Origin of the sequence: Mucilaginibacter kameinonensis (assembly GCF_003675385.1) — a bacterium.
GTDB lineage: Bacteria > Bacteroidota > Bacteroidia > Sphingobacteriales > Sphingobacteriaceae > Mucilaginibacter > Mucilaginibacter kameinonensis.
The window spans coordinates 1,038,874-1,055,525 of record NZ_RCWZ01000002.1 but is presented as its reverse complement, the minus strand read 5'-3'; the positions used below and the strand labels follow the sequence as shown (position 1 = coordinate 1,055,525).

Annotated in this window: 4 protein-coding genes; all 4 read right to left on the bottom strand. The window is 46.5% G+C overall.

Features of this window, described 5'->3' with window-relative positions; all coding sequences use genetic code 11:
- Window positions 1-79 precede the first annotated feature (79 nt).
- The 4 genes from EAH55_RS11230 to EAH55_RS11215 are packed head-to-tail and all read right to left on the bottom strand — an operon-like array spanning window position 80 to window position 16,345.
- Window positions 80-424, bottom strand: a complete 345-nt coding sequence (locus EAH55_RS11230; protein ID WP_112573764.1) for a hypothetical protein — start codon at window positions 422-424, stop codon at window positions 80-82.
- A gap of 30 nt (window positions 425-454) precedes the next feature.
- On the bottom strand, window positions 455-2,416 hold the full coding sequence (locus EAH55_RS11225; RefSeq protein ID WP_121809701.1) for an OmpA family protein: 1,962 nt from the start codon (window positions 2,414-2,416) through the stop codon (window positions 455-457).
- 10 nt (window positions 2,417-2,426) lie between these two features.
- Window positions 2,427-3,422 (bottom strand): PorP/SprF family type IX secretion system membrane protein, encoded by a 996-nt coding sequence (locus EAH55_RS11220; RefSeq protein ID WP_121809700.1) that lies wholly within the window; start codon window positions 3,420-3,422, stop codon window positions 2,427-2,429.
- Window positions 3,419-16,345 (bottom strand): gliding motility-associated C-terminal domain-containing protein, encoded by a 12,927-nt coding sequence (locus EAH55_RS11215; RefSeq protein WP_121809699.1) that lies wholly within the window; start codon window positions 16,343-16,345, stop codon window positions 3,419-3,421. Before EAH55_RS11215 ends, EAH55_RS11220 begins: the two co-directional genes overlap by 4 nt.
- Window positions 16,346-16,652: the final 307 nt, after the last annotated feature.

Here is a 16,652-nt window from a genome sequence, read left to right as displayed (position 1 = left end):
CCCCACAGACATTTATCCGCGGGGCTCGTACTAACCATTACAACCCAGGGCACATTAACCTAACATATGCCCTTTATCTTTAAATGCCTGGTGCTACATCATCATAGTACTCAGGTATTATGGCTTTCTGAATCAGGGTATCCCTGTGTTTTTCGAGTAATTTTTTCCACCAGAACTGGTATTTACGGGGGTACACTACCCTATCTTTATAATCACGTTTACAAAGGCCTTCATACGAAAGCAATTTATTCATAACCTGGCGCGAATGATCAACCACCATGTGCGACTTGGGTGTATATCCCATAAGCCTGTTGATCTCCCTGTTGGCTTTGCCAAGCAGTATCAGCTCAAAAATTTGAATGTGAAAGGTTGAAAATCCTTTTGTTCTTAAAAACGGGCGGTGAAATGTTGCTGACTCTTTCATAAAAAATAGCTTAGGTTAATAAATCCATGATTACTCTGTTTTTACAACTGTAAATTCTGTGCGTCGGTTAAGTTGCCTTCCGGCAGGATTATCCTTGCCATTAGGTAATGAGTTTGGCGCAACAGGCATACTCTTTCCATATCCTTTTGCATAAATGCGTTCGCTGGTTATTCCCTGACTTATAATGTAATCCACGCATGATTGCGCCCTCGCCTGCGATAGTTTGAGGTTGTATTTCACGCTACCTATCGAGTCGGTATGCGCACCGAGCCTCACAATTATTTTAGGGTTATCTTTCATGATGGTAACCAGGCTATTGAGCACCGTTTTAGATTCGGGCCTTAGCGTTGCCTTGTTGAAATCGTATAAAATATTATTGATCACAATAGGCTTATCCTTTTCAAAAGCCTGCAGGCAGATCTCGGCGTTGTACAACGTATCGTTGCTCATTTGCCCGCTTGCCGGGATAGGCAATATTTTAGTGAAGTAGCCTGTTTTTTCGAGCTTTAAATTATATGGTCTTTTTGATGTTACCTTAAACGCATACTTGGCGTCGGTGCCAGTGGTTAATTCCTTTAGCGTTTGTTTTGCCAGCGAGTCAATAAAGCTCACTTTAACACCTGCCAATGGCTTGCGGGTTTCGCAATCGGTAATTATGCCGGCCAAAATAAAGCTCTTGTTATGCACTTCAAACAGGTTCAAACAGCAATCCGATTCTCTGTCCGAGCTGATGTACCATTTGCTGGCATCTTTGCTATCTGGCATAAAATACAGGTCGTCCTTGGCCGAGTTCATAGGATAGCCCATATTTACCGGTTTGCTCCAATTCCCTGCATCGCCTTTGCTTTCAAAAAAATCAAATCCGCCTAAACCTGTAAAACCTTTTGAGCTGTATATCAACCTTTTTTCATCGGCATTATAATATGGGGCTTGTTCATCACGATCTGTATTGATGGTACTGCCCAGGTTTACCGCGTTTGTGGCTTCACCGTCATCGCCCAGATCACTTACCCAGATATCATCGCCGCCAAAACCGCCAGGCTTATTTGAAACGAAGAACATCCGTTTGCCATCAGCTGTAATAAATGGCTGTATGGCGTTGTAACCATCGGCATTAACATTACTGCCCAGCTTGTGCAATGGCGACCAGATGCTATCCTGTTTTTGGGTAAAATAAATGCTATGATAAACTTTGGTACCTTCCTTGTACCAACGGGTAAGGTACATTCGTTTACCATCCGGCGTTAATGAAGGCGTGCCGTATTCTGTTTCCTTCTTGGCATCATTATCCTTTAAAGTAATTACCTGCGGTTTAAATTGGCTCGCGGCATTGGCCGTATAAATACGGTTGATATGCTTTTTATCATCCTTAGCAAAGCGCGATGAGGTAAACATGAAATTATCGCCGGTTTGCAGCAGTGCATAATCCGATCCATCAGAGTTCCAGTCGCCTTTGAGTTTTACGGCTTCAAGTAATTGCGGATACTTGTACTGCTCCTTAGCAAAAGTGCAGTTAGCAATTTCCTTGTTGGCGATAGCCTTGTATTCGTCGGTTTTATCATACCCGGCGTTAAACTGCTGCAACTCTGTAATTGCATCATCAAAGCGCTGTATAGCGCGAAGGCATACCCCATGCCAAAGCCTGGTTAAAGGATAAGTGGCCGCATCCGGGGCATCAACTGTCTTTTTGTACCAGCCTTCGGCCTCAATATAGTTTTCATACAAACGATACGACTCTGCAAGACGATAGCTCACGTAAGTAGCATCAGATGGTTTATCTTTTTTGGGCGCCTTATTCATGGTTTGAAACGGCACCTCCTTGTTTTGCAGAAGGTGCATACCTTCGGCAACCTTACGGTAATAAAAGGCGGCTTCGTAATAATCCTTATCCGCAAATGCCCTATCGCCCAGGTTACGAAAATCCTTACCGTACTGGCCAAAGCAGGTTAAAGTAATGGCCGATAAGAAAATAGTTATAATTATAGCTCTCATAGTTAAGCGATTAAAGCCTTGGGCAAACAGGTTCCGGCTCCTGTATACGTTTGCGGAATATATAGCTCAGCGATAGTTCAAAGCCACCATTACCACCTGTGGCACGGTTTAAGGACGATGTGTTTACATCATAACTGGCGCCTATAATCAGGCTTTTTACGTGGTAACCTACATCGGCAACAGCGGCATCTTTAAAGCGGTAAAGAAAGCCTAAAATGAGCCCGTTATCGTTCTGAAATTTAAATTCGGAGTAGGCACCCAGTCCTTTTATGTCAGCATATTGCTGTTTGATATAGACAGCGTTTGGAGTCAGGTCGAAGAAATCAGAAGCCTTGATCTTTAAACCACCATGAACGGTGTACCGGATCGGGATTTTCCCACCGGCATTTGCAGAAAAGGCATCTTTAGGCCTTGATAAGTGACCAACACTTACACCGCCGAAAGCGTTAACATCTTTAAACGGGTCACCATCATAGTAGAAAATACCGGCGTTGGCGTCAAATACGGTGCTGTTAGTGGTATTGAAGTTTTCAAAACTTGGCATGTTGGGATCAAAACCGCCTATGGGGCTGTACTGACTGCCAAATTGCAGCTTGTTCATATCAAAACTACGATTGATGATACCGGCCTGTACACCAAAGCTTAAACGCTGGTTGCCATCGGCCGAAATAGAGATCGCGTACCCCAAAGCACCGTAAGCACTCAGGTAATTGAAACTATGCCCGCCCGATGACTGGTCGAGGATATTGACACCAAGGCTCAGCTTATCGGTTGTACGCATATCTGCAGATATAGCCGCTGTTTGGTAGGCATTATTTATAGTTGCCCATTGGCTTTTAAAGTTTGCATTCACACGCGAATCGCCGTTGATAACTCCGGTTAATGCAGGGTTGAGCCATAACGGGTAAGCGTAGTATTGTGAAAAATGCGGATCAACCTGAGCTGATAACCGCCCTGCTACCACAATAAGAAGCAGCAGGGTTACAATTGTGATTTTATTTCTCATCGTAGTAGATTGATAGTTCCTTTTCTTTTGATCACTTGTCCGTCGTTAAGTGTGGCCTCAACATAGTATACATATACACCCACCGGCTGCGCCTTACCCTTATAGGTTCCATCCCATCCGGCCGACTGATTGGTAGATTTAAAGAGCAATCCACCCCACTGATCATAGATTGACATATTCATGCCTTTTATCACGGTGCCAAATACCAGGAACGTATCGTTATTGCCGTCGCCGTTAGGGCTAAAGGCATTAGGGATAAATATGCTGTTGCCAAGCGGATTGGTGGTAGTACCTGTTACCGCTGCCGAATTATCGCTCAGCTCGCAACCTGATGCACCCAGAGCCCTCACCACAATGGTGGCACTTTGCAACGGCTGAAGGTTATCAACCTTGAAGGTAAGCGCTGTGCCTACACTGCTAAACGTTGAGCCATTGTTCAGGCTTATTTCATATCCGGTAGCACCGGTTACTGCTGCCCAACCAAAGGTTATGCTTACCGCAGTGGTTTCCGTAACGTTAACTGCCGGTGTTGCAAGCTTTTGCAATACCTGTACGGTTACCGATGTACGTGTGCCGGAGTTACAACCACCGCTGTTTGATGCCTCGGCATAATAAGTGGTAGTTTGATTAAGTGCCGGTGTAGTATAGCTATCCCCGGTAGCCAGTGCTGTTCCGCCTGTTGCATTGGCATACCACTTAATGGTAATGTTGGCAGTGCTGTTAACAGTAAGCGTAGCCGTGCTGCCAGGACAAATACCCGCGTTTGGCCCGTTCACTGTTGGTGCAGTTGGAGCGCCAAGTATGGTTACCGTTGCCGATGCTCTTGACGTTGAACTGCAGCCCGTACCGTTCACTGCTTCTGCATAATAAGTTGTACTTGTCATTAACAAAGGCGTAGTAAAGTTTATTCCAGTGTAAACCGGTGTACCGCCAGTAGCCGCTGTGTACCAGTTGTAGCTAAAGCCCTGTTGTGGGTTTGAGATACTTAACAGCACCTGCGAGCCACCGCAAGCAGTAGGCGTGCTGTTAACCAGCAGCGGTGTTGATGGCGGTGCTGAAATAGTTACCTGAACAGTTGCTGCTGATGAGCTTGCACATGATCCGTTGCTGGCATCAACATAGAAGGTTGTATTTGCCTGGATCGGATCAGTTGTATAGGTTGAACCGGTAAACAGCAGGTTAGTACGTGCCGCGTTGCTGTACCATTTGTAAATAATATTCGCCTGCGGCGATTTTACCGATAAAGTAGCTGTACTTCCGGCGCACACAGGCACGTTGGCCAGTGCCGGTATCGGTGCATTTGGCTGCGGCACAATGACCACATTCACCGCCAGCCTTGCAGAAGCATTACAGTTTTGACTGTTTGATGCCTGTACATAGTAGGTTGTATTAGCCGATAACACCGGTGTTGTAAACGCTGTACCGGTATAAAGCGAGCTACCGCCAGTTGCCACGTTATACCAATTGTAGGTGGTGCCCGCATCAGGATTGCTGATGTGGATTATAGCCGCACTGTTTTGACATACCGACAGATCTGCCGCCACAACCTGCGGTGTTGGAGCCGTGGTATTGCCAATGGTTACCTGAACCGCGGTACGTGTGGTTGACGCACAGCTGCCGTTACTTACAGCTTCAACATAATAAGTTGTAGCGGCGGTAAGCGGTGGCGTAGTGTAAGTTGCGCCGGTAAATATTGGCGCACCGCCGGTTGCAGCCGTATACCAGTTAAAGCTTACGTTAGCTGTTGTACTGGTAGCGGTAAGCGCTATGGTACCACCCGAACATACGGTGGTATTTCCGCCCCCCTGCGCGGTTACCGTTGGCGCGGTTGGTATTTGATTAACGTTGATACTTACCGATGTACGATCTGTTGATGTACAACCAGTGCTGTTTACCGCTTCGGCATAGTAAGTGACATTACCTGCCAGTGCCGGTGTATTGAAGCTGGTTCCTGTAAACAATGGTGCACCTCCCGTAGCTGCGCTGTACCAATTGTAGGTAAAGCCTGCTTGTGGATTAGAGATATTGAGTGTTACAATGCTGTTGATACAAGTTTGTACTGTGCTGCCATTAGCAATTACCGGAGCAGACGGTGCTGCCTGGATGCTCACCTGGGCAATGGTTAAGTTAGCACTTTGGCAACCTGAAGCATTTACCGCGGCAACGTAATAAGTTGCGTTAGCGGTAAGCGGACCAGTTACATAGGTTGTGCCTTCAAACAGTTTTGTAGTTTGAGACGCCGTGCTGAACCACTGATAAGTGATACCGGCCACCGGCGACTGGATCTTCAACGTAGCCGGCGAACCTGAACAAATCTGTACATTGTTGCTGGCGAGCGCCGGATCTGCCGGCAGCGGGTTAACAGTAACATTTACCTGTGTTCGGGCTGAAGCATTACAGTTACCGGCCTGAGCCGCTTCTACATAATATGTTGTATTAGCCGTTAATACCGGTGTATTAAATTGTGTACCTGTGTATAACAGTGTACCACCAGTTGCGGCGGTGTACCAGCGGTAAACCACACCTGTTACAGGATTAGCAATGCTCAGGCTTGTTGATTCGCCCTCACATACGTTTAGACCGCCAGCATTGGCCTGCACAACCGGAGCAGTAGGTATCGGCTGCACCGTAATATCCGCACGGGCGCGGGTTGGACTTGTACATCCTGAACTGTTTGATGACTCCACAAAGTAGGACGCATCGGCAGTTAAATTATTAATAGTAAATATCGGACCAGTAAATACCGGCGAACCGCCTGTTGCAGCTGTGTACCATTTATAGGTTAAGCCGTTAACAGGGTTGTTAACGCTTAGCGTTGCGCTGCCACCGCTGCATACATTAGTAGTAGCCGCGCTTAGTACCGGTACGGTAAGCGTATTGGTAACTGTTACATCAACCGATGTACGTGCACCGTTACTTGAACAGCTTGTGGTAGCATTGGTTGCCTGTACATAATAAGTTGCGTCCTGTGTAAGAGCTACTGTAGTATAAGTATTACCGGTAAACAATACTGTGCCGCCGGTAGCACTCGCAAACCACTGGTAGTTAACACCTGCAACAGGGTTAAGTACGGCTAAAGTAGCGGTACTGCCCGGGCAAACCTGCACGGTACTTGCTTGTACACCAGGAGCAGCCGGACGAGGATTTACCGTAATTGTAGCTTTGGTACGCGATGGGCTTACGCAACTGCCGTTAGTAATCTCGGCATAATAACTAACTGTAGCAATTGGTGTCGCCTGGTAGTTAGCACCGGTGAATACCAGGGTTCCACCTGTCGGCGCATCATACCAGTTTACGGTTGCACCGGCAGCATTGGTTACCGATAGTGTAACCGCATCGCCAGAGCAAACAGATACCGCGTTTTGTGCGAGTATTGGATTTACTGGTGCCGGTGTTACGTTTGCAGTAGCCGCTACCCTGTTAGGGTTAGGACAGCTGTTTGATGTCCGGCTGCTTTCTACGTAGAAAGTAGTTGTTGCATTCAGGGCAGCAGTTGTATAATTATTGCCGGTGTGCAGTAAGGTTCCGCCAACCGCGGCTGAATACCATTTATAAGTAACACCTGCAACAGGATTAGCTACGGTAAATGTAGCAGTACCGCCTGCGCATATATTGTCCGTTTTAGCATTAAGCTGAGGTATCGGAACCTGCTTGGTTGCGTAGTAAATATTTAATGAGTTAAATAGTGATACGGTTGTGGTTAACCTAACCTCCACGGCATTGTAAGCAGCTTTCGGCACAAATTTCACCAAAGCTGTTTGACCGCCTGCAAGTATGGTTACCTTGATGAGCGTGCTGCTCAATGCAATCCTGTCGTTATTATCGGTATTGCCATTAAACGAACCTATCTGTAACTGACCTAATACACCAACTGATGCCAGGTTAACCGGTACTTTTATTTTCACAGTTACGGTATCTCCGGCAAGGCCCGCATCACCAAAAATCAATTTCTGGCCTACGTAGCCAACCGCGCCAACACCGAGGGTAAGCTGGCTAAAGTTGGTAGTATCCGTATCTACCGAGTTATCGGCACCGGTAACACCGCACAATAAGCAGGCAACGCCACTGGTACTGTTGGTTTGGGTGGATGCAAAATCGCACGAGGTTGAGAATACAGGGTTAACAATTACGGTAACAGGTGTACGCGTTGTGCTGATACAACCTGTAGCATTTGATACAGCCTCAACATAATAAGTAGTGTTGGTGGTTAAGGCGGGAGTTGTAAACGTTGCTCCTGAATGAACCGGAGTACCACCATTGGCCGTGCTGTACCAATTAAAGGTAACATTAGCAGTAGTCGAAGTAGCTGATAGCTGAGCTGTTTGACCAGATGTGATCTGCCCGCCAACCGGAACTACAGTAATGGTTGGAGCAACCGGCGTTGGGTTAACAATAACATCTGCCTTGGCGCGATTGGCGCTTGTACAAGTGCCAGTAGCAGCTTCAACATAATATGATGTATTAGCGGTTAAGGCCGGAGTAACATATTGGGCGCCTGTATGTACTGGCGTACCACCTGTTGCTGTTGTATACCAGTTAAAGGTAACACCAGGCTGCGTTGACGAAGCTGTTAAAGTAACTGTTGAACCTGAACAGGTTTGGGTACTGGCTTGTGACACTGTCGGATCAACAGGCGTTGCAGTCACATTAGCCGTTACTTTGGTGCGGGCACTACTGCTGCACTGGCCCGCGTTTGCTGCCTCAACATAATATGACGTGGTAGCAGTTAAAGCCGGAGTAGTAAAGCTGTTGCCTGTAGTTATAGGTGTACCACCTGTAGCCGAAGCATACCAGGTATAGGTAACACCGTTAACCGGAGTTACGGCAAAAGCAGCAGGCTGACCGGCACAAACCGTTGTATTAGGAACTGCCACAACCGGAGCAGCAGGTGGCGCGGTAACATTTACCTGTACCGGCGTACGAACAGCCTGCGAACAACCATCGGCAGTACGGCTGGCTTCAGCATAGTATGTTGTGGATGCGGTTAAAGCCGGAGTGGTAAAGGTAGCACCTGTGAATACCGGTGAACCACCTGTAGCCGAAGTATACCATCTTACGGTTACGTTTACCGGAGCAGTAGCTGTAAGTGTAGCCTGTGTGCCTGAACAAGCCGAAACAGGTGACGCGGCAATAACAGGAGCAGGAACTGATTGTGAAGCGTCGTAAATATTCAGGCTGCTGAACACACCTGCGAGGGCGGCGTTCAACCTTACTTCTACCCTGTCAAATGTATGGGCTGCTTTAAAGGCAATCCTGAAACGGCTGGTACCACTTAATAATTGAATATTGATCAGTGAACCATTTACACTGAAGTAATCATTATTAAATGTCGCGCCGTTGTAAGTACCTATTTGAATTTGAGACAGTACACTAACACTGGCCAGCGTTCCCGGAACTCCTAATTCCACTATCACACTATCACCTGCAATACCTGTATTGGCAAAGCGCAGGGTTTGGCTGGCATAAGCGTTAACCAATCCAACCGGAACCAGTAATTGCGAGAAGGTATTTCGATCCGCATCAACAGATCCGGCAGCATTCAATACACCACAGCCAACACACAGTAAACCGCTGGTGGTATTAGTTTGGTCGATGGCAGCATCGCAAGGTACAGGATTTGAACCCTGTTGATTTACAGTAACTATACCGGTTGCCCTGGTAGCCGATTTAACACCGGTTGCAGGAATTGATGCTTCAGCATAATAAATAGTATTGGCAAACTCTGGCGGCGTTGTATAAGTAGCGCCTGTAAAGATACTTGTACCACCTGTTGGTGTAGTAAACCAGTTAAACACAGCGCCCGGCGTAGTTGATGATGCGGTGAATGCAGTAGTCTGACCCGGACTAACAGTTGTAGTTGGCGGATTTACACTTACGTCAGGTATCACAACAGGCTGTACATTGATGATTACAGGGGTACGGGTAGCGGACACGCAATTACCCAGTGCTGTGCCAGCATAATAGGTTTTAGTAGCAGTTAAAACCGGGGTAACATAAGGATTACCGGTGAATACCAGGTTGCCACCTGTTGGCGCGTCAAACCATTGTATGGTGGCGCCATTGCTGGCCGTTGCATTTAAAGTAGCTGTCTGTCCGGCGGTGATAGTTACATTTTGAGCGGTAACTGTTGGTGCAGGCGGAGCATCGTCAACAATAACATTTACCGGGAACCTCACGGTTGATGCACATGAACCACGGCTGTATTCCACATAATAAGTGGTATTGGCATTTAGAGCCGGAGTGGTGTATGATGCACCTGTATGTACTACAGTTCCACCTACCGGTGCATTATACCAGGTAAATGTTCCGTTAGCAGGTGATGTAATATTAATAACCGCACTGCTGCCTTTACAAATTTCAGGGGCTGTTGGGTTAAATACCGGCTGAGGGAATTGCTGAGCAGCATAATAGATATTTAGCGGCGTAAGCAGGCTTGCAACACCTGAATTTATTTTCACGGTGATGCGATCATATGCTCCCGTTGCCGGAATATAAACAGCGTATTTATTTGAGCTACCTGCAAGCAGGTATACTTTTATTAAAGCACTGTTAAGCGCAAGCGTTGAAGTTGGAGTAGCTCCGTTAGCCAGCGTCACCTGGATATTACCCAGAACGGCGGCACTTAATAAACCGTTAGGATTTTGTAATACCAGCTTAATAGTATCACCTGCAAAACCCGGCTGCTGGAAACGAAGTTCCTGCTGAGCATATCCCCCCAGTAAACCGGCTAATACGTTAATGGTTGAAGCGGTTGTGGTGTCGGCATCGGTCGCGAGTAATTCATTAGTTACACCGCAACCAATACAGATGCCGTTTACAGTAACAGTTTCCTGGTTTGCAAATGTACATGGGGCATTAGTATTGATTGTTACGTTGATAGTTATCGCTGTGCGGCTTGCCGAAGTACAACCGGTGCTGTTAACCGCGCTTACGTAATAAGTAGTATTGTTGTACAACAACGGTGTCTGGAAGGTGGTACCCGTAAATACCGGCGAAGCAGCATTAGCTGATGTATACCAGTTATAGGTAACACCGGTTTGTGTATTGGTAACGCCAATAGTTGTTTGTTGTCCGGCAGCTATTGAAGTATTATTTGCTGATAGAGTTGGATTGGCAGGAAGCGGAACAACGGTAACATCGGCTTGGGTACGTTGCGCACTGGTGCAGCCGCCTGCGTTTACAGCCTCTACATAATAGCTTGTATTATTGTGTAAAGCCGCTGTTGTGTAAGTCGGTCCTGTAAATACAGGCGTGCCACCGGTCGCTGTGGTATACCAGTTATAGGTATTTCCGGCAGCAGGGTTGGTTACCGCTAAAGTTGCAACACTGCCATCACAAATGCTTACGCTGGTTGCGTTAAGTGCCGGCGCTATTGGCGGTGGGGCCAAAGTTGCTGTAACCTGGGTACGGGTAGTGCTGATACAGCTCGTACCTGAAACTGCTTCAACAAAATAGCTTGTGGTTGCATTGATAGCAGCAGTTGTAAAGCTGTTGCCTGTATGTATTAGGGTGCCGCCTGCTGCTGCAGAGTACCAGTTGTAAGTTACCCCGTTAACCGGAGTTACATTAAACGTTGCAGTTTGGCCTGTACATACAGTTACGTTTGGAGCAGCCAAAACTGGCGCTGTTGGTATTGTTACAACATTAATATTAACAGGGGTACGTACGGCCTGGGTACAACCATCAGCGGTACGGCTTGCTTCTGCATAATAAGTTGTAGATGCGCTTAAGGCCGGGGTTGTAAAATTAGCACCGGTGCCAACAGCGGTACCGCCGGTTGCTGATGTATACCATTTTACAGTTACGTTTGCAGGAACTGTAGCTGAAAGTACTACTGGCGCGCCTGAGCAAGTTGTTACTGGCGAAACAGCGATAACCGGAGCCGCTACAGATTGCAAAGCATCATAAACATTAAGAGCGCTGAATACGCCTGCCAAAGCGGCGTTGAGCTTAACCTCTACCCTATCGAAATTGTGAGTTGCTTTAAAAGCTACCCTGAAACGGCTGGTAACGCTTAACAATTGAATATTGATAAGCGATCCGTTTACGCTAAAGTAATCGTTATTGAAAGTTGCACCGTTGTAGGTGCCTATCTGGATCTGTGAAAGTACGCCTACACTGGCCAGCGTTCCCGGAACGCCTAATTCAATAACAACGCTGTCGCCGGCAAGGCCTGTATTGGTAAACCTTAAAGTTTGGCTTGCGTAAGAGTTAACCAAACCTATAGGTACATTTAATTGTGAGAAGGTATTGCGATCTGCATCAACAGCACCTGCAGGGTTTAGCACGGCGCATCCAACACATAATAAACCGCTGGTAGTATTGGTTTGGTCGATAGCCGCGCCGCAAGGAACAGGACTTGATGCCTGTTGATTGATAGTTACCGCGCCTGGTGCTCTTGTAGCTGATTTTACGCCGGTAGCCGTTACAGTAGCTTCGGCATAATAAGTGGTGTTAGCAAATTGAGGCGGAGTAGTATAGGTAGCACCTGTAAAAATGCTTGTGCCGCCGGTTGGTGTAGTAAACCAGTTAAAGGTTACGCCCGGCGTAGTTGATGAAGCAGTGAACGAAGTTGTTTGCCCTGCATTAAGTGCAACGGTTGGCGGTGTTACCGATACGGTTGGTATTACTATCGGCTGTACCGTAATGTTAACCGGTGTACGGGTTGCTGATACGCAGCTGCCCAAGGCAGTACCTGCATAATAAATTTTGTTAGCCGTAAGTACAGGAGTTACAAACGGGTTACCTGTGTGAACCAGGTTACCTCCTGTTGCAGCATCATACCACTGTATGGTTGCGCCATTGCTGGCAGTTGCATTCAAAGTAGCTGTTTGTCCGCTGGTTATAGTAACGTTTTGCGCGGTAACAGTTGGTGCTGCCGGTACATCATCAACCAAAATAGTAACCGGGAACCTTACAGTTCCGGTACATGTACCACGGGTGTATTCTATATAATAAGTTGTATTGGCATTTAAAGCCGGAGTTGTAAATGATGTACCTGTATGTACAACGGTTCCGCCTGTTGGGGCGTTATACCAAGTAAATGTTCCGTTGGCCGGCGAAGTAATATTTACAACCGCGCTGCTGCCTTTACAAATTTCAGGAGCAGTTGGGTTAAATACCGGTTTCGGGAATTGCTGCGAAGCATAGTAAATATTAAGCGGTGTTAAAACACTTGCAAGGCCAGAGTTTATACTTACGGTAATTCTGTCATAAGCGCCGGTAGCCGGGATATAAACCGCGTATTTGTTTGAGCTACCTGCAAGCAGGAACACTTTTATCAACGCGTTATTAAGCTGGTAACTTGCAGTTGTGGTGGTACCATTGGCAAGTGTTACGCCGATATTGCCTAAAACGGCAGCACCTAACAGGCCGTTAGGGTTTTGCAATACCAGCTTAATGGTATCACCCGCGAAACCGGCCTGTTGAAAGCGCAACTCCTGTTGAACATTTCCACCTATCAAACCGGCTAATACATTGATTGTTGAAGCTGTGGTGGTATCGGCATCGGTAGCTAAAGCAGGATTAGTAACGGTACAACCTAAACAAAGTCCGTTTACTGTTGGCGTTTGCTGATTGGCAAAAGTACATGGCGCATTGGTGTTGATAGTTACGGTAATGGTAACAGCTGTACGGTTTGCCGATGCACAACCTGTGGCATTTAAAGCGCTTACATAGTAAGTTGTATTGTTATATAATAAAGGTGTCTGGAAGGTAGTACCGGTAAACACAGGCGCACCGGCGTTTGCTGATGTGTACCAGTTATAGGTAATGCCAGCTTGTGGACTGGTCACGCTGATACTTGTTTTCTGCCCGGCAGCTATTGAACCATTTGCCGCAGCCACGGTTGGATCAGCAGGAAGCGGCGTAACGGTAACTGTTGCCTGGGTACGTACGGCACTGCTGCAACCACCTGCATTTACAGCCTCAACATAATAAGTTGCATTGGCTGTTAGGGCCGCGGTAGTATAAGTAGCCCCGGTGAATATGGGAGTCCCCCCGGTTGCGGCCGTGTACCAGTTATAAGTGGTACCCGCCACGGCTCCGCTTACAGATAAAGTAGCCACACCGCCACTACAAATAGTAACATTGGCGGCGGTAAGTGTTGGCGCAACCGGCGGCGGTGTAATATTAGCGGTTACTTTGGTACGGGCAGCACTTGCGCAGCTTCCGCCGGCAACCACTGCTTCTGCATAATAGCTGGTAGCCGCGGTTAAAGCAGGCGTAGTAAAGCTATCGCCGGTGTGCAATAAAGTACCGCCGGTAGCGGCGCTATACCAGTTTATGGTAACGCCGGCTACACTGGTGGCGGTAAACGTAGCGGTTTGCCCTGAACAAACGCTAACAGTATTGTTGGCTATAACCGGTGAAGCCGGCACAGCATTTACAGTAACAGTTACTTTAGTTCGGTCCGACTCGTCGGTGCATCCACTCCGCATGGCGGCAACGTAATAGGTTGCCGAAGCTGTTAAAACAGGTGTTGTAAAGGCAGCCCCGGTAAATACCGGCGATCCGCCTGTTGCTTGTGTATACCAGTGAAACACGGTATTAGGTACAGCCGTAGCAGTAAATGTTGCTGTGGTACCTGTACAGATCTGGGCATCGTTTGATGCTACATTATTTATTTTGATTACCGGTTTGGCAATTAATCGTTGTATCTCATATAAATCAAGGGTTGATAAAACGTTGGCAATACCACCTAATCTTAACTGCACCCTGTCAAAAACTTTGCCTGGCACAAAAGTGATCACCACTTTGCGCCGGTTATTGGTAAGATCGAGTAAACGAACCTGTAATAATGAGGAACTTAAAAAGGTTTGATCATTATTATCTGTATTACCATAAAAAGTGTTTACTGATGAACCTGCCAGTAAACCTACCTGCAGCAAAGCCTCAGGCACCGAAAGGGTTAACCTTACCGAGTCGCCAATTACTGATGGGTTTGAAAATATTACGGTTTGCTGTGCATAAGCTCCTAACAGGCCTACACCCGCATTTAAAGTAGATGCGGTATTCAGGTTTCCGTCGATGGCATTTTGCGGATTCACAACTCCACCTACATTAAGACCTAAATTCAGTAGTGCTGAAGATATGCCGTGCAGCTCATCTATAGCAGTATTACATACGGCAGGACCTGCCGTGGTTACAAATCCCTCATATAAATATAAGCTGCTCAGCGCCCCTACCAGGCCGCCGTTTAACGTAACCCTTATACCATCATAAGCTTGTGTAGGTGCAAAGCTCAATTCAACCTGGTTGTTATTGCTCAATACCGATACAAGTGTTGCCGCCGAAACAGGAGAGCCTACAGGTGTATTACCATTATAAGCCTGTAAAGTTACCCCTCCAAGAGCTGTAAGACTAAGTAGATTATCCCCGGTACCTAATTTAACAGAAACCGGTGTTCCGGCTGGTTTGGTACCACCGGGAAATGTAAGCGTTTGATAAGTTTGAGCAGCAACACCTACGGTTACATTTAAGGTAGAATAAGTTTGCAGGTTGCCATCAGCTGCGTTACCCGGATTAGTTACCGTACAACCAAGGCATAATAAACCACCCGCCCCTGGTTGCTGCGTATTGGCATAAGTGCGCACTCCCGACGGATTAACCGGTGGCGTAGGGGTTGTAGATCCTACAGTAAGTGAAATTTTTGTCCGTTCTGATTCATCGGTACAACCTGTGCGCGAAGCCGATACATAATAATCGGTAGACGCTGTTAGCGTTGGTGTTGTATAACTCGGGCCTGTTGCAACTGCTGATCCGCCTGTGGCCTGGGTATACCAGTGAAAAGTAGTGTTGGCAACAGCATTTGCAGTAAGCGTAGCGGTTGAGCCCGAATTAATCTGGGCGGTTACACCCAGCGCATTATTAATTTTTGTAACAGGCCTTGGTATCAGTCTAACAGCCTCATAAAGGTCAAGTGTTGATAATACGTTAGCTACGCCCCCAAGTGTAAGCTGCACCCGGTCAAAAACATTCGCGGGCGCAAACGTTATAGTAACCTTGCGCCTGTTGTTGGTTAAATCGAGCAATCGCAGGTTTAAAAGCGATGCGTTTATTGCTGTTTGATCATTATTATAAGTATTACCCAGATAAGTTGCTACCGAAATGTTCGAAAGCAGCCCCACATCTATTAACGATTGAGGGATTGACAAGGTCATTCGTACCGAATCACCAATTACCGATGGGCTTCCATATATGATAGTTTGCTGGGCATATGCCCCAAGCAAACCTACGCCCGCATTTAAGGTAGATGCAGTATTAAGATTACCGTCGATAGCATTTTGGGGATTTGCTACACCGCCCACATCAACTCCCAAACCCAATAAGCCTGATGATATACCATGTAATTCGTCAACTGCAGCGCTGCAAATACCGGCGCCTGTACCTGTAGTAAAGGCATCATATAAATAAGTACTTGCCAAAACACCGGCAAGGCCTCCGTTAACAGTTACCCTGATACGATCATAAGCCTGGGCTGGGGTTATACTAACCTCAACCTGGTTGTTATTACTTAGTGCTGTAAGCAACGTAGCCACTGCTACCGGGGTACCAATGGCTGTATTTCCATTATATGCCTGTAAAGAAACGCCTCCAAGTGCGGTAAGCGTCAGCAATTTATCCCCCGAACCTAATTTAACTGAGACAGGAGTACCGGAAGGTTTAGCGCTTTGAAATATTAGTTCCTGGTAGGTTTGTGCAGCTACACCAACAACAACATTTATTGATGAAAATGTTTGAACATTCCCATCTGCCGCATTGGCTGCATTTAGCACGGTGCAGTTTACGCAGGCAACGCCTGTTGCACCATGTTGCTCGGATGTGGCATATGTCCGTTGTGCTTTCGCATATTTAATATTAAACAATGCCAATAAAATAAATAACACCCAAAAAGCGTTCTTGTTAAAGGCGAGGTTTCTCATAAGGCATAGATGTTTGAAATGAACTCCGTAAAGCTAAATCACGCCTATGCAATACGAAAAAGGCTTTTCATTCATTAAAAACCATTCTGGTCATATCATTCAGTATTCATGCAGGTCTGTTCATTCTGTTTTCTGCATTCATTTTCTGTTCATTTTATTCATTCAGCAAATACAACCTAACGGAATATCATTTTTAATAAAATATAAATCCATTTTCAATTAACATACGTATTATTGATTAAACAAAATATGTGAAAATATTTGTTTAGCCATGTATTAACAATATCCCGTTACCCCAGGGAATTGC

What these genes read in the sequence shown, in the direction of transcription:
- EAH55_RS11220 (WP_121809700.1), bottom strand. Translation starts at nt 3,422, where the DNA reads ATGAGAAATAAAATCACAATTGTAACCCTGCTGCTTCTTATTGTGGTA.
- EAH55_RS11230 (WP_112573764.1), bottom strand. Translation starts at nt 424, where the DNA reads ATGAAAGAGTCAGCAACATTTCACCGCCCGTTTTTAAGAACAAAAGGA.
- EAH55_RS11215 (WP_121809699.1), bottom strand. Translation starts at nt 16,345, where the DNA reads ATGAGAAACCTCGCCTTTAACAAGAACGCTTTTTGGGTGTTATTTATT.
- EAH55_RS11225 (WP_121809701.1), bottom strand. Translation starts at nt 2,416, where the DNA reads ATGAGAGCTATAATTATAACTATTTTCTTATCGGCCATTACTTTAACC.